Origin of the sequence: Streptomyces sp. NPDC055962 (genome assembly GCF_042270185.1) — a bacterium.
GTDB lineage: Bacteria > Actinomycetota > Actinomycetes > Streptomycetales > Streptomycetaceae > Streptomyces.
In genome coordinates, this window is sequence record NZ_JBHJYN010000003.1 from 658,080 (window position 1) to 679,280 (window position 21,201).

A 21,201-nucleotide genomic window follows, 5' to 3' on the forward strand; every position below is an offset into this window, starting at 1 on the left:
CGGCGCGTCTACCGTCCCAGGCATGCAGATCACGCACGACGAACAGAAGACCCTCGCCCCCTTCCGCTGGATCAAGAAGCCGGCGGTCGACGGGCCTCCCGCCCAGCGCGACCCCAAGGTGGTCGAGCGGGTCTCCCAGATGCTGAAGGAGATCGAGACCAGGGGCCTGGACGCGGTCCGTGCCTACGGCCAGGAGCTCGACGGCTGGTCCGGCGAACTGGAGATCGGGGCGACCGAGCTCAAGAAGTCGGGGGACGCCCTGCCCGCAGACGTCCGCACCGCCCTGGAGATGGGCTACGAGCGCACGCACCGCTTCGCCTCCGCCCAGCGCAAGCACCTGACCGACTTCGAGATCGAGCTGGCGCCCGGGGTCGCGGGCGGCCAGCGCTACGTGCCGGTGTCCCGTGTCGGCGCCTACCTCCCGGCCGGCCGTTTCCCCCTGCTGGCCAGCGCGTTCATGACCGTGGGCGTGGCCAAGACGGCGGGGGTGCCGACGGTGGTGGCGTGCACGCCCCCGTCCGGCGAGCACGGCGCCCACCCCGCCGTGCTCTACGGTGCCTACCTCTCCCGGGCCGACCGCGTCTTCGCCGTCGGAGGTGTCCAGGCCCTCGGCGCGATGGCTTTCGGCCTGCTGGGCGAGGCCCCGGTGGACATGCTGGTCGGTGCGGGCAACGCCTTCGTGACCGAGGCGAAGAGGCAGCTCTTCGGCCGGGTCGGGATCGACCTGCTGGCCGGCCCGTCCGAGGTGGCAGTCATCGCCGACGACACCGCCGACCCGGCCTGGGTCGCCGCGGACCTGCTCGGCCAGGCCGAGCACGGCCCCAACTCCCCGGCCGCGCTGATCACCACCTCCGAGCGGACGGCCCGGGCGGTCGCCGCCGAGATCGACCGCCAGCTCGAGACCCTCACCACCCGCGACATCGCCGGACCCGCCTGGCGGGACTTCGGCTCCGTCATCGTCGTACGCGACCGTGACGAGGCCGTCGCCGTATCGGACATCCTGGGCCCCGAGCACCTGGAGATCCAGACCGAGGACGACGACTTCTACCTGCACAACCTCACCAACTACGGTTCGCTCTTCATCGGCCCCTGGTCCACCGTCGCCTACTCGGACAAGGGCATCGCGGGCACGAACCACGTGCTGCCGACCGGCAAGACGGCCCGCTACAACGCGGGGCTCTCGGTCTCCCGCTTCCTCAAGCCGCTGACGTACCAGCGGACCGCACGGGAGGGTACCGCCGCCCTGGCCCCCGCCGTCGAGCGGATCTCGGCCTTCGAGGGGCTCGCCGCCCACGGGGCGACCGCCACGGTCCGCATCGACCGGATCGGACGCACCTCCGGCGCGTTCGACTCCGTCCCCGAGGCGCTGCGCGAGCAGCTCTGACGGCGCTGCGCGAGCAGCGCCGACCCGCCCCCCGCCCCGGTCTCCACGCCGGCCCGGGCCGGGGCGGGGGTTGTCGGCGCCCGGGACACCGTGCACAGTCGTAGCCGGTGTCCCGGGCCGCCGGCCGGCGTCGCCCGCCCGAGGCGGACGAGCACAGTCCTGCAGCAGGGGCACCTGCGCTCCCACTCCCGCGAGGATTCTCCCCATGCACCATCCCTCACCGGCCTCTCCCCCGTCGGACGGCTCGGGCCCCCCGCTCACCCAGGGCCTCAAGGGACGCCAGATCACGATGATCTCCATCGGAGGTGTCATCGGAGCCGGCCTGTTCGTCGGCTCGTCCACCGCCGTGGCCGCCGCCGGTCCCGCCGTACTGATCTCCTTCCTGCTGGCCGCCACCCTGGTGGTGCTCGTCATGCAGATGCTGGGAGAGATGGCCGTGGCCCAGCCCGACACGGGCTCCTTCTCCACCTACGCGGACCGCGCCCTGGGCCGCTGGGCCGGCTTCTCCATCGGCTGGCTGTACTGGTGGTTCTACATCCTGGTCATCCCCATCGAGGCGATCGCCGCCGGCGAGGTCATCGCGGGGCTCACCTCGCTCCCCAGCTGGATACCGGCTCTCGCCATGATCGCCCTGCTGGCGGGCAGCAATCTGCTCGCCGTGCGCAACTACGGCGAGTTCGAGTACTGGTTCGCGCTGCTCAAGGTCGTCGCGATCATCGCGTTCCTCGTGCTCGGCGCCCTCGCGATCTTCGGTGTGCTCCCGGGCTCGGACGCCCACGGGATCGCGAACCTCTGGAGCAACGGAGGGTTCGCGCCCAAGGGCGGGGTCGCCGTACTCGCCGGCCTGCTCACCGCGATGTTCAGCTTCCAGGGCAGCGAGATCGTCACCATCGCCGCCGCCGAGTCGGCTGAGCCGAGGAAGAACATCAAGAAGGCCGTACGCGCCGTCGTGTGGCGGCTCGGACTCTTCTACGTCGGCTCGATCTTCGTCGTCGTCAGCCTGGTGCCGTGGAACGCCGACGGACTGGCCGCCGGCTCGTACCAGGCGGTCCTCGACCGTATGAACATCCCCGGCGCGGGGCGGATCATGGACGTGGTCCTCGTCGTGGCGGTGAGCAGCTGTCTCAACTCGGCCATCTACACCGCGTCACGCATGGCCTTCTCGCTGGCCCGCCGCAAGGACGCCCCGGCCGCGCTCGCCGTCACCTCGGCGTCCGGTGTGCCCCGTAACGCGGTCGTCGCCTCCACCGTCATCGGCGTCGCGGCGGTGATCGCCAACTACCTGCTGCCCAGCGTCTTCACCTATCTCATCGCGTCGAGCGGTGCGATCGCCCTGATGATGTACATGGTCATCGCGATCACCCAGTACGCCACCCGCCGCAAGGAGGACCGGCCGGGTGAGGTGCGGATGTGGGCCTTCCCGTATCTGACCCTCGCCACGATCGCCTTCATCGCCGGGGTGCTGGTCCTCATGGCGGTGCTGCCCGGTCACCGTCTCGAACTCTGGCTCTCGCTCGCCCTGGCCGCGGTCCTCGTCGGCGTCGGCGTGCTGCGGCAGAAGCGGCACGGCGACCGGTCCGGCGCGGAGGGGGCCGCTCCCGCAACCGCGGACGGCGACCGCACCGCGTCCCTCCCGGCCGGATCGACGCCGCACTGACAGGCCGGGGACGCCGGGTTGTGCGGCGGCAGCGGACCAGTGGGTACGGGCGTGCTCGGCGGCGACGGGTCAGCGGGTGTGGGCGTGTGGGGCGGCGACGGGTCAGGCGATACGGGCATGCGTCGCGCGGGGTACGAACTCGGTCGGCAGGACGAGGCGTTCACCGGCGGGGTCGGCGCCGCCGTCGATGCGACGGACCAGCAGCCGCGCCGCCTGCCGCGACAGTTCCCGCAGGTCGTGCCGGACCGTGGTCAGCCGGAACACCTCCCAGGCGGCCATCGGGAGGTCGTCGAAGCCGATCACGGTCAGGTCGTCGGGGACCCGGAGCCCCGCCTTGAGGGCGGCGTTCAGGACGCCGATGGCGACCACGTCGTTGCCGCAGAAGACCGCCGTGGGGGTCTCGGCCGCGTCGAGCAGGAAGGGCAGCGCACCGTAGCCGGTGTCGTACTCGAAGGCTCCGCGCGCCACCCGGTCCGCCGGCAGCCCGATACCCGCGTCGGCCAGGGCCAGCCGGAAGCCCAGCTCGCGTTCGCGCCCGGTCGTCGTGTTGGCCGCGCCGAAGATGCCAGCAATCCTCCGGTGGCCCAGGCCGACCAGGACGTCGGCGACCAGGCGCCCGCCACCCTCGTTGTCGACGACGGAGGCGTAGTCGCCGCTGCCGCCGGTGTCGCGGTTGAGGAAGACGTACGGCATGCCGCGGCGGTCGAGCTGGGCCGGCAGACGGGAGTCGGTGGTGGCCGTCGCAAGGACGACACCGTCCAGGGACTGGTCCAACAGCTTCTCCTCGGCCACCGCCTCGTCGGAGCGCTCCACGAGGAGCATCATGCGGTAGCCCAGGCGCTGGAGCTCGTCGTGCAGGGGTGCGATGACGTGCGGGTAGAACGGGTTCGTCAGATCGGTCACGATGACGCCGATCCGGCGCGTGGACCGGGTCGAGAGGGTCCGCCCCGCCTCGCTGGGCACGTAGTTCAGCGCTTCCGCGGCCCGCCTGACCTTCTCACGGGTGGCCGCGGACACACGGCTGTCGTCCCGCAGGGCGCGGGACACCGTGGGCTGGGAGACGCCCGCCAGCCTCGCCACGTCGTGACTCGTGATCGCCATCCGCCCTCTTCTCCTCGCCCGGGCGCATCACCGCCGGCGCCCTGTAGTCACTATACGTATGCAGCTACCGCCACACTTCCGAATGGCGCCCGTACGCCGCGAGGCAGCCGCGACCGGCTCCGCACCCGGATCCACGCGCTCCCCGCACCCGACGGCCGACCAGGCGGGCGCTCAGTCCAGGCGGCCGGACCCGCGAACCGGGAGCCCTGCGCACCCTACGCCCCGGAACCGACCCCGCATGATCCCTTGACATCGCCCGACGAAGGGCCTGTCATGGAAATGCATACGTATTCCAGATGAAGGAGCAGCCATGCCTGACGCCGTCGTGTCCACCGCGGAGCTGGGGCGCCGCACGATCCGCCGCAGCGATTTCGTCTCGTGCGACCAGGCCTTCATCGACTGCCGTACGCCGGGATCGGACCGGAAGGAGAACTACGCCATGATCGGGCCCGGCGTGTCGCAGGCCGCCGGCCAGCACGTCAACCTCCGCCTGCCGCACGGCTACAACATCGGCGCCGCCGCCATGCCCCACGGCGTCACCAACAACCTCCACCTCCACTACACGGCCGAGGTGTTCGTCTGCACCGAGGGCGAGTACCTGCTGCGCTGGGGCGCCGACGGCACCGAGGGGGAGCACCTCCTCAAGGCCGGCGACATCGCCTCCGTGCCCACCTGGATCTTCCGCGGCTTCACCAACACCGGCCCTGACGACGGCTGGATGTTCACCGTGCTCGGCATGGACCACACCGGTGGCATCATCTGGGGGCCCTCGGTCCTGCGTGAGGCCGAGGGGCACGGCCTGTACCTCACCGCCGACAACGAACTGGTCGACACGGTCGCCGGCGACGAGATCCCGTCCGGCGCCGAGCTGACCCAGCCGATGCCCCAGGAGCACATCGACCGGCTGCGCCACTACACCGCCGACGAGATGAAGCGCCGTGTCGCGGTGTCCGACGAGCTGGTCTGGTCCGACCGGCCCTTCCTGGACAGCACCCTGCCGGGCGGAGGAGCCCGCCTGAGCTGCGTCATCGGGTACGGCATGACCGAGGACCCGCACCAGGAGCCCCGGATCTTCAATCCGCACGGCCACAACGCCGCCTGGCTGCGTGCCGAGCCGGGTCAGGGCGTGTCGCTGCACCGTCAGCACGAGACGCAGACCCTGATCGTCAAGGACGGCCTGTGGGAGGTCACGCTCAACCGCGCGGACCCCGTCTCGGTGCGGCTGGGGCCGCGCGACATGCTCTCCGTTCCCCAGGACGCCTGGCGCACGCTGCGCAACGCGGGCGAGGAGGAGGGCGATCTCCTGGTCGTCAACTCCGGTGACGGCCGCGTCCGTCTGGAGTGGGACGAGGAGGTCTCCAAGAGCGCCGCCGACGCGGGCCTGGGGATCGACCACAACGGTTACCTCGCGCCCTACGCGCTGCTGCCCCGCTCAGCGCGCCGCTGGTGACCGCCGTGCCCCGCGTCGGCCCGGCGTACCCGCTGCCCCTCGTGGTGGTGCCCGGGATGCTGTGCGACGAGAGCCTCTGGTCCGAGGTGGAGTTCCCCGAAGGGCACGCCGTCCACCACCTCGCGCTGGGGAAGCCGGACATCGGTGCGCTGGCCGGGGACCTCCTGTCGTCGGTGCCGGGCCCCTTCGTAGCCGTCGGGCTGAGTCTCGGAGCGGTCGTCGCCTTCGAGGCGCTGCACAGGGCCCCGGAGCGGATCGCCGGTCTCTGCGTCATGTCGGCGAACGCGGGCGCGCCGCGCCCCGGTCAGTACGCCGCCTGGCGCGCGTGGGACGGGCTGATCGCCGGGGGCCGTTTCGCGGACGTCGTCGAGGAGACGCTGCCGGGCATGTTCCCCGCTCCGCCGGACCCGGCGGGCGGGGAGGCCGAGCGGTACCGGCGGATGGCCCGCGCCGTCGGCCCCGTCGCCGCGCGCTCCCAGCTCGCCGCCCAGGCGACCCGCTCGGATCGCGAGGACGCGCTGCGCACCGCCCGCTGCCCCACCGTGGTCCTCTCCGGCGCACGCGACGCCCTGTGCCCTCCGGACTTCCACCGGCTGATCGCCCGGGCCGTCCCGGACGCCGAGCTGCGCGAGGTACCCGGCGCCGGACACCTGCTGCCCTGGCAGTCCCCCTGGGAGGTCTCCGCCGCCCTGCGGGACCTGCTGGCACGGGTGCGGAGCTCCCGGCCTCCGGCGCGGCCCTGACGCCCGGCCGTCCCGGTCCTCACCGGCCGGGACCACCCCATCCCCACCCCTTCACCGTCACACCCGAGAAGAGAGCCGTCATGCCCCAGTTCCTCAAGTCCCCCGTGCCCGCCGGTCAGGTGCGCGCGGCCCGCGCGGATGTCGCCGAGCGCGTCGGCGCGATCCTCGACGACATCCGTGAGCACGGCGACGAAGCGGTCCGCCGGTACTCCGAGAAGTTCGACGACTGGAGTCCCGAGTCCTTCCGGCTGGGCCCGGACGAGATCGGCAGGATCGTCGCCGGGGTTCCGGAGACGGTCCTGGAGGACATCCGCTTCGTCCAGCAGCAGGTGCGCACGTTCGCCCGGGCCCAGCGCGACTCGCTGCACGACGTCGAGATCGAGACCCTGCCGGGCGTCCGCCTCGGACACCGCCACGTCCCCGTCTCCGGTGCGGGGGCCTACGTACCCGGCGGGCGTTACCCGCTGACCGCCTCCGCGCACATGACCATCGTGACGGCCAAGGTGGCCGGGGTGGAGCGGGTCGCCTCCTGCACCCCGCCGATACGGGGCGAGATCCCGGCGGCGACGGTCGCGGCGATGCACCTCGCGGGCGCCGACGAGATCTACCTGCTGGGCGGGGTGCAGGCCGTCGCGGCGCTCGCCGTCGGCACCGAGACGATCGGCCGTGTGCCGCTCATCGCCGGCCCGGGCAACGCGTACGTCGCCGAGGCCAAGCGGCAGTTGTTCGGGGAGGTCGGCATCGACCTGTTCGCGGGCCCGACGGAGATCCTCGTGATCGCAGACGAACACGCGGACCCGTTCGTCGTGGCCGTCGACCTCCTCTCGCAGGCCGAGCACGGCCCGGACTCGCCCGCCGTGCTCGTCACCACGTCCGAGGCGCTGGGCCGGGAGGTCGAGGCGCACATCGAGCGGCTGCTGCCGGGCATGCCGACGAAGGACTTCGCCGGTCCCGCCTGGCGGGACCACGGCGAGATCGTCGTGGCCGGCTCCCTTGCGGAGGCCTTCGAGATCGCGGACTCCTACGCCAGTGAGCACGTCGAGGTCCTCACCGAGAACCCTCGCCAGGCGCTGGACCGGATGCGGGACTACGGCGCCCTGTTCCTCGGCGAGGGCACCTGCGTCTCGTACGGGGACAAGGTCATCGGCACCAACCACGTCCTGCCCACGCGGGGCGCCGCGCGCTACACCGGCGGCCTGTGGGTGGGGAAGTACCTGAAGACCGTGACCTACCAGGAGGTCACGGACACCTCCTCGTCGGCGCTGCTCGGCGAGGTCTGCGGGCGCGCGTCGCGCGTCGAGCTGTTCGAGGGGCACGCCCGCTCCGGTGACGTACGGGCGGCGAAGTACGGCAACGGCACGCTGCCGTGGAACGACGAGGCCGGCGCATGAGCGGCGGTACGGCCCCACTGGCCGGACGCACCGCGCTCGTCAGCGGAGGCGGCAGCGGCCTGGGCGCCGCGATCGCGCGCTCGCTGCTGGCCGGCGGGGCCCGTGTGGTGATCACCGGCCGCAACGGACACACCCTGGAGGAGACGGCCGCCCGCCTGGGGCCCGGTGCGGTCCACCGGGTCTGCGACGTGTCGCGCCCCGACGAGGTCGCACAGCTCGCGGAGAGCCTGGCGCACGAGGAGATCTCGGTGCTGGTCAACAACGCGGGGATCGCCGGACCGGTGGCACCGCTCACCGAGATCCCGGTACCGGAGTGGGACGAGGTCTTCGACGTGAACGTGCGCGGGGTGTTCCTGATGTGCCGGGCGTTCCTTCCTGCCATGACGGCGCGGGGCTCGGGCGACGTGGTGAACATCGCCTCGGTGTCGGGCAAGCGGCCGCTGCTGCGTCGCACCCCCTACTGCGCGTCGAAGATGGCGGTCATCGGGCTGACGGCGACCCTGGCGGGCGAGGTGGGGCCCCTGGGGGTGACCGTGAACTCGCTGTCCCCGGGGCCCGTGTCGGGCCCCCGGATGGAGCGGAACTTCCGCCTGGAGGCGGAGCGCACCGGCAGAAGCCACGCGGAGGCCGAGAAGGAGTTCGTGTCGCGGTCGGCCCTCGGGCGGATGGTCACCGAGCAGGAGGTGGGCGCCGCGGTGAGCGCGATGCTGCGGATGCCGGGGCTGTGCGGCGCCGACATCGACCTCTCGGCGGGCATGGTGGCACGGTGACGGCGGCACGGGCGGATCACCGCCCCGCCCTCACCGAGCGCACTTCCCTCAAGGCACGGCTCGCGGCCGGCGAACGGCTGTACGGTGCGCTGCTGCGGCTTCCGTCGGAGACCCTGGTGGAGATGGCGGGCGTCGCGGGCCTCGACTACGTGGTCATCGACTGCGAGCACGGGCCCGCGGACATGACGGCGCTCCAGCACCACATGACCGCCGCGGCCGCCCGGGGCATCGACGTCCTGGTCCGCGTCGGCACCTCCGAGCCCGCTCTCGCTCTGCGCTGCCTCGACCTGGGGGCCGCGGGGATCGTCCATCCGCACATCGACAGCGCGCAGGACGCGCACCGGGCGGTGGAGGCGGTCCACTATCCGCCCCTGGGGACACGGGGCTTCGCGACGTACAGCAGAGCCGGCCGCTTCGGCACCGTTTCGGCGGCCGACCATGTCACCGCCTCGCGGGACGCCCTGGTGGTGGCGATGGTCGAGACGGAGAAGGCCGTCGCCGCCGCGGGGGAGATCGCCGGCTCGGAGGGGGTGGACGCGGTGCTCGTGGGACCGGCCGACCTCGCGGCGGACTGCGCCTTCCCCGGGACGGACGTGATCGACGGGCTGGTCGCCACGGCTCACCGGGCGACCCGGGAGGCGGGGCGGGCGGTCATGACGATCGTGGCGGGCCCGGAAGGCGTCCGGGACGCCGAGCGGGCCGGGGCCCAGCTGGTGCTCCACAACATGGCCCAGGTCCTGATGGACACCTTCCGGTCCCTGGCGGCTCCCGCCTCCCGTGAGGAGGGCGGCCGGCCGTCGTGACGCCGCGTGCCGTCCGCCGCTCGCCCTTCCGCACCACTCCTCGTCTCCCGGCCCGGGCCCGTCCGGGGCCGGTGAGGAGGCGGCGGGCTCCTCACCGGGCACCCTCAGAGACTTCCGGCGGGCCTTCCGTGGGCCGGTCGTCGGCGTCCTTCCGCCAGCTCTTCGGGACTCCCCCGGGGCGGTCCTCCGGGGCCCGCCGGTGCCACCCCGCAGCCGGGGACACCGCGCGGGCTCCCGCGGGTCCCCGCACCCGCACGGCACGCTGGTGGCCCGCTTGCGCGCAGGTCTCCGGCCTCGCCGTGCAGGTGCCCGTCACGTACTCCCGGTGCTCGCCGAATCCGTCGCGCGGACCCCTTGACGGCCCTCCCCGCGCTCCCTAGTGTTCGGCGAAAGTTCATACGTATGCATAACTCTCACTGCGCGAACGGAGAACCCATGTCCGCTGTAGCGCCGCCCACCACCGCAGTCGCCACGCACGAGGTCGACCCGGAGAAGCGGAAGGAGATCCGCCGAGCCATCGGGGCGGGAAGCGTCGGGAATTTCGTCGAGCAGTTCGACTACGGCCTCTACGGCTACATGGCGCCGGTCCTGGCCCCCGCCTTCTTCCCGGAGAGCAACCAGGCGGTTGCGGTGCTGAGCACCTACGCGATCATCGCCGTCGCCTGCCTCTTCCGCCCCCTGGGGGGAACGCTCGTCGGCCGCTGGGGAGACCGGGTGGGCCGCAAGAAGACGCTGCTCTGGACCATCGTGCTCATGGGGGTGGCCACCGCCCTGATCGGCGCCCTGCCGACGTATCACCAGATCGGGATCCTCGCACCCCTGCTCCTCCTCCTCCTGCGCGTCGTCCAGGGGATGGTGTCGGGCGGGGAGTACGTCGGCGCGGTGGCCTTCATCGTCGAATGGGCGGAGCCGGACCGCCGCGCCTACTACGCCTCGTACGCCTCCAACAGCTGTTTCGTGGGCATCCTCGCCGGCGCCGGCACGGCGGCCCTCGCCAGCTGGCTGTTCCAGGGACCTTCGCTCGACTCCTGGGGCTGGCGCATCCCGTTCCTCCTCGCGCTCCCCCTGAGCGCGGTCGGGATCTGGCTGCGCCGGCGCATCGAGGAGTCGCCCGAGTTCGTCCGGGCCACCGAGGACGGCGCCGTGGTCGTCAAGGCCCCGATCCGCGAGGCCCTGCGCACGCAGTGGCGTCCGATGCTCGCGTTCTGCGGCATCTCGGTCATGGCCGCGATCCTTTCCTACAGCTGGGTCACCTTCTATCCCGAATACCTGACGGGGACGCTCGGCCTGCCCCGCTGGATGGCGCTGACCTCCAACGCGATCTCGATAGCCGCGCTCATCCCGATGCTGCCCCTGGCCGGAATCCTCTCGGACCGGATCGGCCGCAAACCGATGATCATCGCCGGAGCCGTCGCGTGCATCGTCCTGGTGCCGCTCGCCTTCCGGGTCGGCGAGCAGGGAACCTTCGGGGCGGCCGTCGCGAGCCAGTTGATCTACATCGTCCCCGAGTTCTTCCTGACCGGCATCGTCACGGTCTGCGCGGCGGAACTCTTCGCGACTCGCACCCGCTTCAGCGCGAGCGCCATCGCGTACAACAGCTCGTTCTCCATCTTCATGGGGATCACCCCGTTCGTCGCCGCCCTGCTCGTCACCACCTTCGACACGATCTACGCCGTGTGGGCCTATCTGGCGGTGGCCGCGGTCATGGCCCTCGTCGTCGTGAGCGCCTTCATGACGGAGACGTACCGGAGTCACCTCGGGGCGGACAAGTTCGCCCGGTGAGCCGTGCGCACCACCGCGCCGTTCCCCCTCGGCGCACCGTCTCCACACCCAGCACGTCCACCCTCCATACATACGCATTCAGAAATCCGTGCAGATCGCGAAAGGTACCTCTCATGCCCCTGGACCCCGCCGCCTATCTCCCCTACAAAGACCCGGACGACTTCATCCGTGAGGTGACCGACCGCATCTGGGTCGGCCGGGACATCTCCTACATCGTCGACAACTACGAGCCCGACTCGATCGTCCACACCAGCCTCGGCACCGTCGTGGGCCGCGACGGTGTGATCGAGGGAAGCACGATGCGCATGGGCAGTACGCCCGGACACATCGGCCAGGCCGAGGACGTGGTGTGGGAAGCGCGCGGGGACGACGCCTTCCTCAGTTCCCACCTGGTCTTCTCCGCGGACGAGCACCTGGTCGACGGGCGCAACATCCGCATCCGCAAGCGGACCGTCGCCAACTGCCTCTACCGGCGCGGCCGCATGGTCGAGGAGTGGGTGGTCCGCGACGAGCTGGCGGACTGCCTGCAGCGGGGCGTCGACCCGGACGAGGCGGCCCGCGCCCTGCGCTTCCAGGGATACAGCGGGTCGATGACCGAGGAGCCGCCCGAGGACGTCCTGTCCGTGGGCGTCAGCGGCCCCCGCCCGGACGCGTACCGGCCCGAGTGCGAGATGGTGCTGGAGTTCATCGACGAGGTCTGGACCCGGCGCCGGCTGCACAAGGTCGACGACTTCATGGTGCGGGACCTCTTCCTGCACACCGTCGGCGACCGGACCGTCATCCGCCCCGAGCGCTACCAGAGCGACCTGCTCTCCATGGTGGGCGCCTTCCCGGACGCCCGGTTCGCGGTGCGGGACGTACAGACCAACTACGCGCCGCGGTACGCCGGACTGCGGGTCGCCGTCACGTGGACCATGCACGGGACCTACCGGGGCACGCCGGTCTTCGGGCCGCTGACCGATCAGCCCGTGACCGTGCTCGGTGTCTCCCAGTTCCTGGTCCAGGAGGGCCGCATCGTGCGGGAGTTCCGCGTCTACGACGAGATCTCGCTGCGGGCCCAGATCAACAGCACCCGGGGGGACGGCCCGGCCGTGGAGGCCAACATCTACTGAGCCACCCCGGGTGAGGGAGAGGGGACCGGCAAGCAGGGCCCCTCTTCCTCACCCCGGACCGGCCGGCTCCCCGCCGCCGCGTTCCCCCCACGGCATCCGCACGAGTCCGGGCGGGCCGTCGGGTGTCGGCCCGTACCGGCCCATGAGGGGTGGCAGAGTCTGACCCTGGGGCCACATCGTGTCGGCCCACGACGGAGCGGAAGAGAGCGATGCGTGATGAGGCTTGTCGTTCAGCAGTTCCTGACCCTCGACGGTGTCTCGCAGGGGCCGGGCTCCCCTGACGAGGACCCCACGGACGGGTTCGATCAGGGCGGCTGGTTCGTGCCGTACCTGGACGAGGAGTTCCTCGCTGTGGCGGCCGCCTGGCTCGGCACGGCGGACGCGTTGCTCTTCGGACGCCGTACCTACGAGAGCTTCGCCCGCGACTGGCCGACGATGACCGACCACCCCTTCGCACCCCTGATGAACGGCCTGCCCAAGTACGTCGCGTCCCACAGTCTGACCGCGGCCGCGTGGAACCCGACGACCATCCTCGACGGGGACGTGCCGTCGCAGGTCGCCGAGGTCAAGCGCCGCCCCGGACGGGACCTCCAGGTGCACGGCAGCTCCCGGCTCGCCCGGTCCCTGCTGGCGGCGGGCCTGGTCGACGAACTGCGGCTCGCGATCGCCCCGGTCGTGGCCGGCCGCGGAAGGCGGCTCTTCCCGGACGACGGCACCCCGGCCGGGCTGCGGCTCGTCAGCCATCGCACGACACCGCGCGGGCTGTCGGTGCACACCTTCGAGACGGCGGGACTGCCCGAGCACGGGGTGTACGGCGCCGGAGCCCAGGACCCGGCGTCCTGAGGGGGTGCCGGGGCGTCCGGTGCTACCGGCCCTCGCGCCCCTTCTCCTGCAGGCGGCGCCCTTCGTCCCGCAGCCGCGGGTTCTGCAGGGCCTTGCCGTCGGCTTCCATGATCCGCCCGCGCACCTGCTTGATCGCGGAGGTCATCTTGCCCATGGATCTTCACCTCGTGTCGTACGGGCGGGTCGTTCGCGGCGGCCATCGTGAGAAGTCGCCTGTGCCCCTCTTCCTCACCTTTATCCCGCGCCTCGCACTCGAATGCAAGTACGGCAGGCGAGTTCACCGGCCCGGACCGGTATTCCCGTGACGACCGACGCGGTGCGGGCCGGTGGGACGACCCCGTCGCGCGAGGCCGGGAATAGTCCGAGGGCAGCCGTACCCCCAGCCGCCGCTCGGCCTCCGCCACTCCGGCCACGTCATGGGGCGCCCCTTCGCTGCTTCGGCTGCACGGCACGAGCAGGCCTGACAGTGCGCGGACGCCGGGATGGCTGGACACGGAACCTCCGGTTGTCCGGTGTGCCGAGCAGCCTACGAGCCGCCTCCCACAGTGAAGACGGAGCCGGAACGGGCGGGGTGGGGCGAGAGCGCAGCGGGCGACCCGGCAGGGGCCATCGGATTCCGCTCGCACCCGCATCGCGCATGTCCTCGCGTGCGGCCGGGTGCCTGCCGGACGGGCACGATCCCCGGCCGTCCCTGCCGACTCCGCCCCGACCCCGCTTCCCCGTACCCGCCCCCGGAGGTCCGGACAGCGCTAGCGTGGGGCCATGATCGTATGGCTCAACGGAACCCACGGCGCGGGCAAGACGACGACCAGTCCACTGGTACAGCAACTCATGCCGGACTCGCGGGTGTTCGACGCCGAGAAAGTCGGCGAGACGCTCATGGACATCACGCCGGGGCTGCCTGATACGGACAACTTCCAGCACTGGCCGCCGTGGCGGCCGCTCGTGGTCGAGACCGCCCGCCAGGTACTCGACTACACGGGCGGCATCCTGGTGATGCCCATGACCGTCCTGGTCGAGCAGTACTGGCGCGAGATCAGCTCCGGCCTCGCCCGGCACGGCATTCCCGTACGGCACTTCGTCCTCCATGCCGACCAGCACACGCTCCGTGACCGTATCGAGGGCGACACGGTTCTCGGCCCGTCCTCGTTCCGCCTCTCCCACCTCGAGCCGTACGCCGAGGCGGCCCGCACCTGGCTGCACAGCGAGGCCGAGGTCGTGGACACCACGCACCTCACACCCGCCGAGGCCGCCCTGCGGATCGTCGAATCCGTCAAGAACTGAGGCTCGTCCCGCTTTCGTTCGGCGCACTGCCCCTGGGCACAGATCCCGTCCCCTCCGGTCCGGAACCCGCCACTCCTCAGACCTTGACGACCATGGTGTCGACCACAGGGAACCCCTTGTCCCACCAGTGCCCGTACCGCCGGTACACCGCCGGATCCCGGCCGGCCAGCAGGAGCGCCAGCTTCTCCGCCTCCTCGGCCAGTCCTTCCCGCGCGGCCCTGTCCAGCTCGTGGAAGGAGGACAGTTCGAGTCCGTCGTCCGTGGCGCGCCACACACCGGCGACCCGCCCGTCGACGAGCATGCAGGGCAGCACATCGCCGTTCCTCCGGACGACGAGCGGACGGTACTCCTCGGGAACGGTCCGGCCGGGGCCGGCGTGGGCCAGCATGGTGCTGTCCCACATCGGCAGCAGTCTGGGCGGCACCGGGGTGTCCTCGGCCGGCACGACCGCGCCTGCCAGGTCGAACAGGACGGCGCGACCGGGGCCCGCCAACCGCACCAGCCGGTCGTCGAGTTCCCGCACGGCCTGCGAGACCTCGGAGCGCGGCAGGAGCGTGAACCGCGCGAAGTCCTGGGCCGACGCCGGTCCGAACGCCCGGAGGTGGGCGAGCAGCAGCCGCCGCACCCCTGCCGCCCGCTCCTGCGGCGTCGGCGCCGAGGGGGCCGGGGAGGAGCGGTAGACGTTCGGCAGCGCGAACGCCCAGGGGCCGCCGGCCGCGGGGACATGGTGCAACGGCGCGTACGTACGGCACGCCCACCACACGCGGCGCGCGTGCTCGCCGAACCGGCTGGCCAGTTCCTCCTCCACCTGCGGGCCGGTGCGAGGGTGTGCCAGGAGCTCAACGAGATCGGGAAGCAGCGCGTCCACCTCCTCCGGCGGCAGACCGGTCGAGGTGAAACGGCGGTCGTACAGCCGGCTCGACCGCAGACATCCCGTCATCGCGGCGTGGAAGGGTGCATGGTCCTCCGCGTGGACGGCGTGCAGTGTGATCCGCATGAGGGTCGCCTTCACGATCCTGCGGTCCGCGAAGGCCGCGTCGAGGTCCGCGGGGTCGAAGTCCTCCACCCGGTTCCACAGGGCCACGTACGGGGAGGCGGGTGACTGCGCCTGGAGGGCGCAGACCTGGCGGACCGCCTCGGGCACGTCCATCCGCTGCCGCTCCAGCAGGAGCTGGCGGTCCAGGGTGGCCAGGAGGAGCTGGCGTGCACTGAGGCTCATGGAGGGATTATGGCTTCGTGACCGCCGGCGGGGCGGGCCGGGCGGGGGAACTCCGGGGGCCGGTCGAGCCGGCCCCCGGAACCCGGGCTACTTCCGGGCCGTCGCCCTCCCCGCGCTGCCGTTGATGACGAACTGTGATCCGGGTTCGACGACGACATCGCCCTCGGCCGAACCGGTGATGGTCACATCGGTCAGGGTCGCGCTGCCCCGTGCCCCGCCATGGGCCAGGATTCCCGAGCCGTTGACGGAGTTGTCGATGCGGACGTGCGAGATCTGCGCTCCCGGCACGGACCCGCCGCCCGACTTGAACTGGATCCCGTCATAGGTGGAGTCGTGGATGTCGGTGTCCCGGATCGTGACCCCGGGAATGTCCTGGCCCGCCGCGAACAGCGTGATCGCGCCGAACTCCTGGGCCTCGCCCCAGAACGCCCCTCCCGTGCGGTGCAGGGCGTTGTTCGCGATCAGCGTCTGCCCGGAGAAGGGCAGCGGGTCGTGGTCCGTCGCCAGCATGATGCCGGGGTAGTTCATCGTGTCGGAGATGATGTTGTTCTCGATGGTGTTGCCGTAACCTCCGTAGACCGCGATGCCGTTGGCCCTCCAGGGCAGCTGGATGGTGTTGTTGCGGAAGTGGTTGTCGTGACCGACGTCCACCGACGGGTTCTTCACGTACTTGCTCGACCACACGGCCAGCGAGTCGTCACCCGTGTTCCTGAACGAGGAGTTGAACACCGTCGAATTGCGCGTCCCGTTGGCGAAGTTGATGCCGTCGGCATAGGTGTTCCGGATCCGCATGCCCGTGAACTCGACGCCGTCGCCGGGGCCCCAGAGATCCGGGATGTTGTCGTAGTCGCGACCGACCCAGACGCCCACGTTCGCGTGCTCCAGCCACACGTTGGTGATCTTGGTGTCGTCACCGAAGCGCCCGTTCAGGCCCACCCCGCCCTCGGCGTTGCCGTCGCCGCCCCGGATGGTGCCCGAGCCGAAGATCGCCAGGTCCGAGATCTTGGTGTTGTCGTCGATGTCGAAGCCGAAGTTCCCCTCGTGCGGGTGGTTGATGCCGCCGGCGTTCTGGGGCTGGGTGAGGGTGTACAGCTGGGAGTGCCACATGCCCGCGCCACGGATCGTGACGTCCCTGATGCCGACCTGGTTGAACTGGCCGCGGTTCAGCGGATCGTCGGTGAGGATCTTCTGCTCCTGCCGCCACTGGCCCGCCGGGATCCACACGCAGCCGATGTCGCCGTTCTGATCGGCCGTCACCGCACGCTGGATGGCGTCGGTGTCGTCGATCCCGTCGTTCGGGACGGCTCCGTAGGTGGTGATCGACGTGCATCCGGCCGGCTGGGCGAGGGCCGGTGCCACCTGTTCCAGGTCCACCAGGTCGATGATGTAGAAGGAGGCCGAGTCACCGGCGTCGCGCTGGAGACGGAACTTCGTCCCGGCGGGGTAGGTCCGGCCGAGCAGGGCGTTGGACTCGTCGAACAGCCTGCGGGCGTCCGGTCCGGGCTGGTTGGTCAGGCCCTCGGGGCTGTCCGTGTCACCGTAGAGCCAGCTGTGCTTGGAGGAGAGCGCCAGCTTCCGTACGAAGGTGTTGTCGGCGTAGAGGCTGATCGTGGCCTCCGCTCCTCCTCCGCCCGGTGCATCGGGGACGGAGTTGCGCACCACGATCGAGTTCGACGGCACGGTGGAGGTGACCTCGACGTACTCGCCCGTGGTGTTCAGCCGCACGGACTCGCGCCCCGACGACTCCGTGGCGAAGTTGGTGTGCCCGAAGGTGCGCTCCTTGTCGGACTTGAGCAACGTCCCCTTGTACGCGCCCTGTTCGGCCTCGTATTCGGTGTAGGGGACTGCGGCACCGCGGCCGACCACGATGGCGCGGGAGAAGACGTTGTTGCTCTCGTTCGTCTCCGCGACGACACCGGTCGCGTCCGCGGTGGCGGTCAGGTTGGCCCCGCCGCTCTTCGCGGTCCAGCTCCCGCTCACCGGCACGGCGACGGTGGCTCCGGCGGCGATCGCACCGGTCGTGCCGTTCAGGGTGGTGCTCTCCACCTGCAGACGGGTGACGGTCGAGGAACTCACCGCTGTCGTACCGCGGTTACGGACGGAGACGGTGAAGGTGACGGGTGCCCCCACGGCGGGGTTCGACGGGCTGGAGGTGATCCCGAGCACCTCCAGGTCGGGACCGGGGCTCTGGCTCACCACGAGCTTCGACGAGGCGGTGCGGCTGTTGTTGCTGTTGTCCTGCTCGGCGACCGTGTCGGTCGGGTCGACCACCGCCGAGACGCTGTACGAGCCCATCGGCCGCTTGCCGACGCCGACGGCCACGGTGGCCGAGGCCCCGGCGGCGAGTCCGCCCACGGCCCCGCTGCCGGCGACGACGCCTTCCACGCTGACGTCGACGGTCGTCGCGGCGGACGCCGCCGTGCCCGTGTTGCGCACGGTGGCGTTCACGGTGACGTCGTCCTTCTCGGACGGCGAGGCCGGCGACCACGTCAGCTCCGAGACGGTCAGGTCGGGGTTGGGAGCGGCGGTCCCGACCACCTGGACCTCGGCGACCTGGGCACCGGGAGCACCCGTGTTGGCGAAGAACTTGAGCTGTACGTCCGCGTACCGTCCGCTGACCGGGATGGTCACCGTGTTCTGGTTGCCCGAGGGGCTGAACACGTAGTCCGCCCGGTCCTTCAGCGAGGTGAAACCGGTGGAGGACTGCGCCCGTCCGAGCACCTGGAGGCTCTGGGTGCGGGTCGCCCACGCCTGGTCCGGGTTGAGCTTGACGACGACGGCCTGGGTGTCGGCGTCCGCGCCGAGCTTCACCGTGAGGGTCGACGGGTGACCGTTCGACTCCCAGTACGTGCCCAGCTTGTCGTCATTGGCGTTGGCCGCCACATAGGTCTGCGCGACCGAGGACGCCTCGATCGGCTTGTTCAGCGCCAGGTTGGAGCCGGTCGCGGGCGGCGGGCCTGTCCCTTCCTCGCCGTAGACCTCCACCTGGGAGAGCTGCGCGGCGTTCCAGCCGGTGTTGGCGGTCACCTGGACACGGATGTACCGCACCTGCTTCGCGGTGAAGCCGATCGTCACGGTGTTGCCCGCCGAGGGGCTGAACGCCCGTGCGGCGGAGGCCGACAGCGTGCTGAAGGTGCTCCCGTCGGTGCTGCCCTGGACGTCGAGCGTCTGGGTCCGCGCCTCCCATGCGGCGGGCAGCTTCAGCACCACCTGGTCGACGTCGAACCGGTTGCCGAGGTCGATCCTGACCCACTGCGGGAAGGTCCCGGGACTCTCCCAGTACGTGGCCTGACTCCCGTCGGTGACGTTCGACGCCGGGTAGGCACCGTGGGACCCGCTGGTCGTGGCCTGCTTACCGAGGGCCAGGTCGGTCCGCTGGACTGCCGCCGTGGCGGTGACCGGCAGGAGCCCGACGGTCATCAGTGCGGCTGTCACCGCGCCGACGACGAACCGCCAGCCGAGTTGCTTCCATCTCATGCTGTCCTCTGTTCCGTGAGGCTGCGGGACCGGAAGGAGCACGCCGAAGCGCCGCCGTCCCGCGCGACGCCTGCACGGCGGTCGGGCGGTCGGCGGCGGCCGGGTGCCGGCTGCCGGTACACCGATGGGGGGACGATCCCGGACTCCGGCAGGTGAGGGAGCAGGCCACCCGCCGGGAACTCGCGCTAATTGCCTAGGTTTTTGAGTGATCCGGTCAATATTTTGCGGTGCTGGGGTGACAGGTTTCTAGCAGGTCACCCATTTGTCAACGGTCCTCACACGGGCACCAGGTGCACGCCCGCCGTCCGCGCAGCTCAGCGGCCCCGACGGGATCACCTGAGGGCGGCACCGCGGCAGCCGCAGCTCATGTCGGCTCAACACAGCTGTAACGGACAGCAGTTACACGGACGTCGCAGGGACGGCCGGCCGCCCGTACGACGCGCGGCCAGGTGTGGTGCGTCTTCCCGGGCACGACGAGGGGAAGGAACAGGACATCCACGATCTCCTCCAGGCCGGCCTCGGAGAGGGTGCGGCGGACCATGAGGAGCTCATGGAGCACCAGCACCACCGGGAGGGCGACCGGGCCGGCCCTGAAGCGGGACACCGGGGTCGAGTTCACCCCGGCGGGCGGCCCGGTCCGGAATCGCGCGCATCCGGCCAGCTCCCGGGTCACTGCTGCGGGAGGCCGGGCAGGAGGACAGCTCCGCGTCCTGCCACCGTTCCGCACCTCCCCCGCCATGCCGCCGCGGGGCGCACCCCCGCGTGGGCGCTGCCCGCGCGGGGGTGCGCGATCGCGGAGCGGCGCCGGCTCATGCGAACGGTCAGTAGAACTGCGACAGGCAGAACTCGTGTCCTTCGGGATCGGCCATCACGACGACGACACCCTCGTCGTAGTCGTGCCGCTCTCCGGTGGACCGGCCTCCCAGGGCGAGGACCTGTGCCATGCCCTGGTCGATGTCGTCGACCAGGACGTCCAGATGGAGACGGACCTTGCCCGGGTTCGGCTCGGCAACGGGCTGGAACACGAGGCGCGGCTGCGGGTCGTCGTGACGGCCGAGGTAGACCCAGCCAGGCCGGGACGGCCCCGGCGGACGGTCGAGCAGCACGCTCCAGAAGGCCGACACCCGCTCCACGTCGACGCAGTCGACGGTCACCCCCACCCAGCGATTCGCCACGGCCCGGCTCCCCTCGTCGTTGCCGTACGGCGCCGGCCGGCTCCCCCGGCGCACGGCCGGCCGGACCCTGGACCACCCCCGCGCCGAAATGCCGTCCGACCAACAGATCGTACGGCCCCCCTCCACCGGGTACGTCTCGAACATTCCTCGGTCAGGGCGGCGCGCTACCCGAACCGGCATTCATGGGTTAGGTTAGGCATACCTAAGTAACTGCAATGAGGTCTCCCCGCCTGCTCTCTGGAGAACTTGGATGCGTCCTTTCACCTCCTCCCGCGTCACACAGCCCACCCCCGCCGAACGCGTGCTGTCGATCCTGACCGCGGCCCATTCCATGACGGTGGTGAGCGACGGACTCGACCCCGTCGAGGTGCACCGGCTCGACGGCACGGCCGCCATGGGCCACATCCACCTGCACGAGCCGTCCGAGGCGGGCCTCGACCCGGCCGGGCCGCGCGTCCCCGTCCGGCTGGAGTTCACCGACATCGCGCCCACGCCGGTGCGCGACCGCACGCGCGCCCGTGTCACGGTGACCGGCCTGCTGTCGGCCCCCTACAGCACGGAGGCCGCGGAGAGCACCTGCATGGAGTTCGGCCAGGCGGTCTTCGAGGACCACGGGGGCCGGGCGTTCGTCACTCTGGACACGCTGCAGGAGACCGAGCCCGATCCGATCGCCACCAGCGAGGCGGGGATGCTGACCCACCTCGTGGACGAACACGGGGAGCTCGTGCCCCTGCTCCTCCGCCTCGTGCAACCGCAGCCGGACAAGGGCGTGAAGCGCGTCCTCCCCCTCGCCATGGACCGCTACGGGGTGACCCTGCGCATGGAGTACCCCGGCACCCACCGCGATGTACGGCTGCCCTTCGCGAAGCCCGTGGCACGCCTCGACCAGGCGGGTCCGCAGATCCACGCCCTGCTCACGGCCGCACGTCGCGCCTCCCACCGCAACCAGCTGCTCACCTGACCACGGCCCCGGAGGCACCGGGGCCTCCCTGCACGAACGGGCCCGCGGC

17 protein-coding genes are annotated in these 21,201 nt (G+C 71.3%); 12 read left to right on the forward strand and 5 right to left on the reverse strand.

Annotation, left to right across the window (positions count from 1 at the left end):
• The first annotated feature begins 22 nt into the window (after positions 1-22).
• Both hisD (ACFC51_RS13450) and ACFC51_RS13455 read left to right on the forward strand, forming a co-directional pair.
• Positions 23-1,384: a histidinol dehydrogenase gene (gene hisD, locus ACFC51_RS13450; RefSeq protein ID WP_376370415.1), complete on the forward strand. Its 1,362-nt coding sequence runs from the start codon at positions 23-25 to the stop codon at positions 1,382-1,384.
• A gap of 205 nt (positions 1,385-1,589) precedes the next feature.
• Positions 1,590-3,041, forward strand: a complete 1,452-nt coding sequence (locus ACFC51_RS13455; protein ID WP_376370417.1) for an amino acid permease — start codon at positions 1,590-1,592, stop codon at positions 3,039-3,041.
• Positions 3,042-3,143: 102 nt separating this feature from the next.
• Here ACFC51_RS13455 and ACFC51_RS13460 read toward each other — a convergent pair whose 3' ends face one another.
• Positions 3,144-4,142: a LacI family DNA-binding transcriptional regulator gene (locus tag ACFC51_RS13460; RefSeq protein WP_376370419.1), complete on the reverse strand. Its 999-nt coding sequence runs from the start codon at positions 4,140-4,142 to the stop codon at positions 3,144-3,146.
• 310 nt (positions 4,143-4,452) lie between these two features.
• Between ACFC51_RS13460 and ACFC51_RS13465 the strand changes: the two genes are divergently transcribed.
• The 8 genes from ACFC51_RS13465 to ACFC51_RS13500 all read left to right on the forward strand — a co-directional run bounded on the left by ACFC51_RS13465 (position 4,453) and on the right by ACFC51_RS13500 (position 13,036).
• Positions 4,453-5,592, forward strand: coding sequence for a hypothetical protein (locus ACFC51_RS13465; RefSeq protein ID WP_376370421.1), 1,140 nt, complete (start codon positions 4,453-4,455; stop codon positions 5,590-5,592).
• Positions 5,589-6,335, forward strand: a complete 747-nt coding sequence (locus ACFC51_RS13470; RefSeq protein WP_376370422.1) for an alpha/beta fold hydrolase — start codon at positions 5,589-5,591, stop codon at positions 6,333-6,335. Before ACFC51_RS13465 ends, ACFC51_RS13470 begins: the two co-directional genes overlap by 4 nt.
• Before the next feature lie 80 nt (positions 6,336-6,415).
• Entirely contained in the window at positions 6,416-7,726 is a 1,311-nt protein-coding gene (gene hisD / locus ACFC51_RS13475; protein WP_376528604.1) for a histidinol dehydrogenase, read from the forward strand.
• The gene (locus ACFC51_RS13480) at positions 7,723-8,496 is read left to right on the forward strand and encodes an SDR family NAD(P)-dependent oxidoreductase (RefSeq protein ID WP_376370426.1); all 774 of its coding nucleotides are present in this window, start codon (positions 7,723-7,725) and stop codon (positions 8,494-8,496) included. The genes hisD (ACFC51_RS13475) and ACFC51_RS13480 overlap by 4 nt, the downstream gene beginning before the upstream one ends.
• Positions 8,493-9,299: an HpcH/HpaI aldolase/citrate lyase family protein gene (locus ACFC51_RS13485; protein WP_376528606.1), complete on the forward strand. Its 807-nt coding sequence runs from the start codon at positions 8,493-8,495 to the stop codon at positions 9,297-9,299. Before ACFC51_RS13480 ends, ACFC51_RS13485 begins: the two co-directional genes overlap by 4 nt.
• A 435-nt stretch (positions 9,300-9,734) precedes the next feature.
• Complete coding sequence (locus ACFC51_RS13490) at positions 9,735-11,081, forward strand: MFS transporter (RefSeq protein ID WP_376528608.1); 1,347 nt, start codon at positions 9,735-9,737, stop codon at positions 11,079-11,081.
• Positions 11,082-11,194: 113 nt separating this feature from the next.
• Positions 11,195-12,193: an ester cyclase gene (locus tag ACFC51_RS13495; RefSeq protein WP_376528609.1), complete on the forward strand. Its 999-nt coding sequence runs from the start codon at positions 11,195-11,197 to the stop codon at positions 12,191-12,193.
• A gap of 216 nt (positions 12,194-12,409) precedes the next feature.
• The gene (locus tag ACFC51_RS13500) at positions 12,410-13,036 is read left to right on the forward strand and encodes a dihydrofolate reductase family protein (RefSeq protein ID WP_376528611.1); all 627 of its coding nucleotides are present in this window, start codon (positions 12,410-12,412) and stop codon (positions 13,034-13,036) included.
• 22 nt (positions 13,037-13,058) lie between these two features.
• Here ACFC51_RS13500 and ACFC51_RS13505 read toward each other — a convergent pair whose 3' ends face one another.
• The gene (locus ACFC51_RS13505; protein ID WP_376370434.1) at positions 13,059-13,190 is read right to left on the reverse strand and encodes a hypothetical protein; all 132 of its coding nucleotides are present in this window, start codon (positions 13,188-13,190) and stop codon (positions 13,059-13,061) included.
• 608 nt (positions 13,191-13,798) lie between these two features.
• Here ACFC51_RS13505 and ACFC51_RS13510 point away from each other — a divergent pair.
• Positions 13,799-14,320, forward strand: a complete 522-nt coding sequence (locus ACFC51_RS13510; protein ID WP_376528613.1) for an ATP-binding protein — start codon at positions 13,799-13,801, stop codon at positions 14,318-14,320.
• 76 nt (positions 14,321-14,396) lie between these two features.
• On the opposite strand, the gene ACFC51_RS13515 is transcribed toward ACFC51_RS13510, so the two are convergent.
• The 3 genes from ACFC51_RS13515 to ACFC51_RS13525 all read right to left on the reverse strand — a co-directional run bounded on the left by ACFC51_RS13515 (position 14,397) and on the right by ACFC51_RS13525 (position 20,191).
• On the reverse strand, positions 14,397-15,539 hold the full coding sequence (locus ACFC51_RS13515; RefSeq protein WP_376370438.1) for a winged helix DNA-binding domain-containing protein: 1,143 nt from the start codon (positions 15,537-15,539) through the stop codon (positions 14,397-14,399).
• 87 nt (positions 15,540-15,626) lie between these two features.
• The gene (locus tag ACFC51_RS13520; protein WP_376528615.1) at positions 15,627-19,016 is read right to left on the reverse strand and encodes a CARDB domain-containing protein; all 3,390 of its coding nucleotides are present in this window, start codon (positions 19,014-19,016) and stop codon (positions 15,627-15,629) included.
• Positions 19,017-19,837: 821 nt separating this feature from the next.
• Complete coding sequence (locus ACFC51_RS13525; RefSeq protein WP_376370443.1) at positions 19,838-20,191, reverse strand: VOC family protein; 354 nt, start codon at positions 20,189-20,191, stop codon at positions 19,838-19,840.
• A gap of 250 nt (positions 20,192-20,441) precedes the next feature.
• Between ACFC51_RS13525 and ACFC51_RS13530 the strand changes: the two genes are divergently transcribed.
• On the forward strand, positions 20,442-21,152 hold the full coding sequence (locus ACFC51_RS13530; protein ID WP_376528617.1) for a DUF2470 domain-containing protein: 711 nt from the start codon (positions 20,442-20,444) through the stop codon (positions 21,150-21,152).
• The last annotated feature ends 49 nt before the right edge of the window (positions 21,153-21,201 follow it).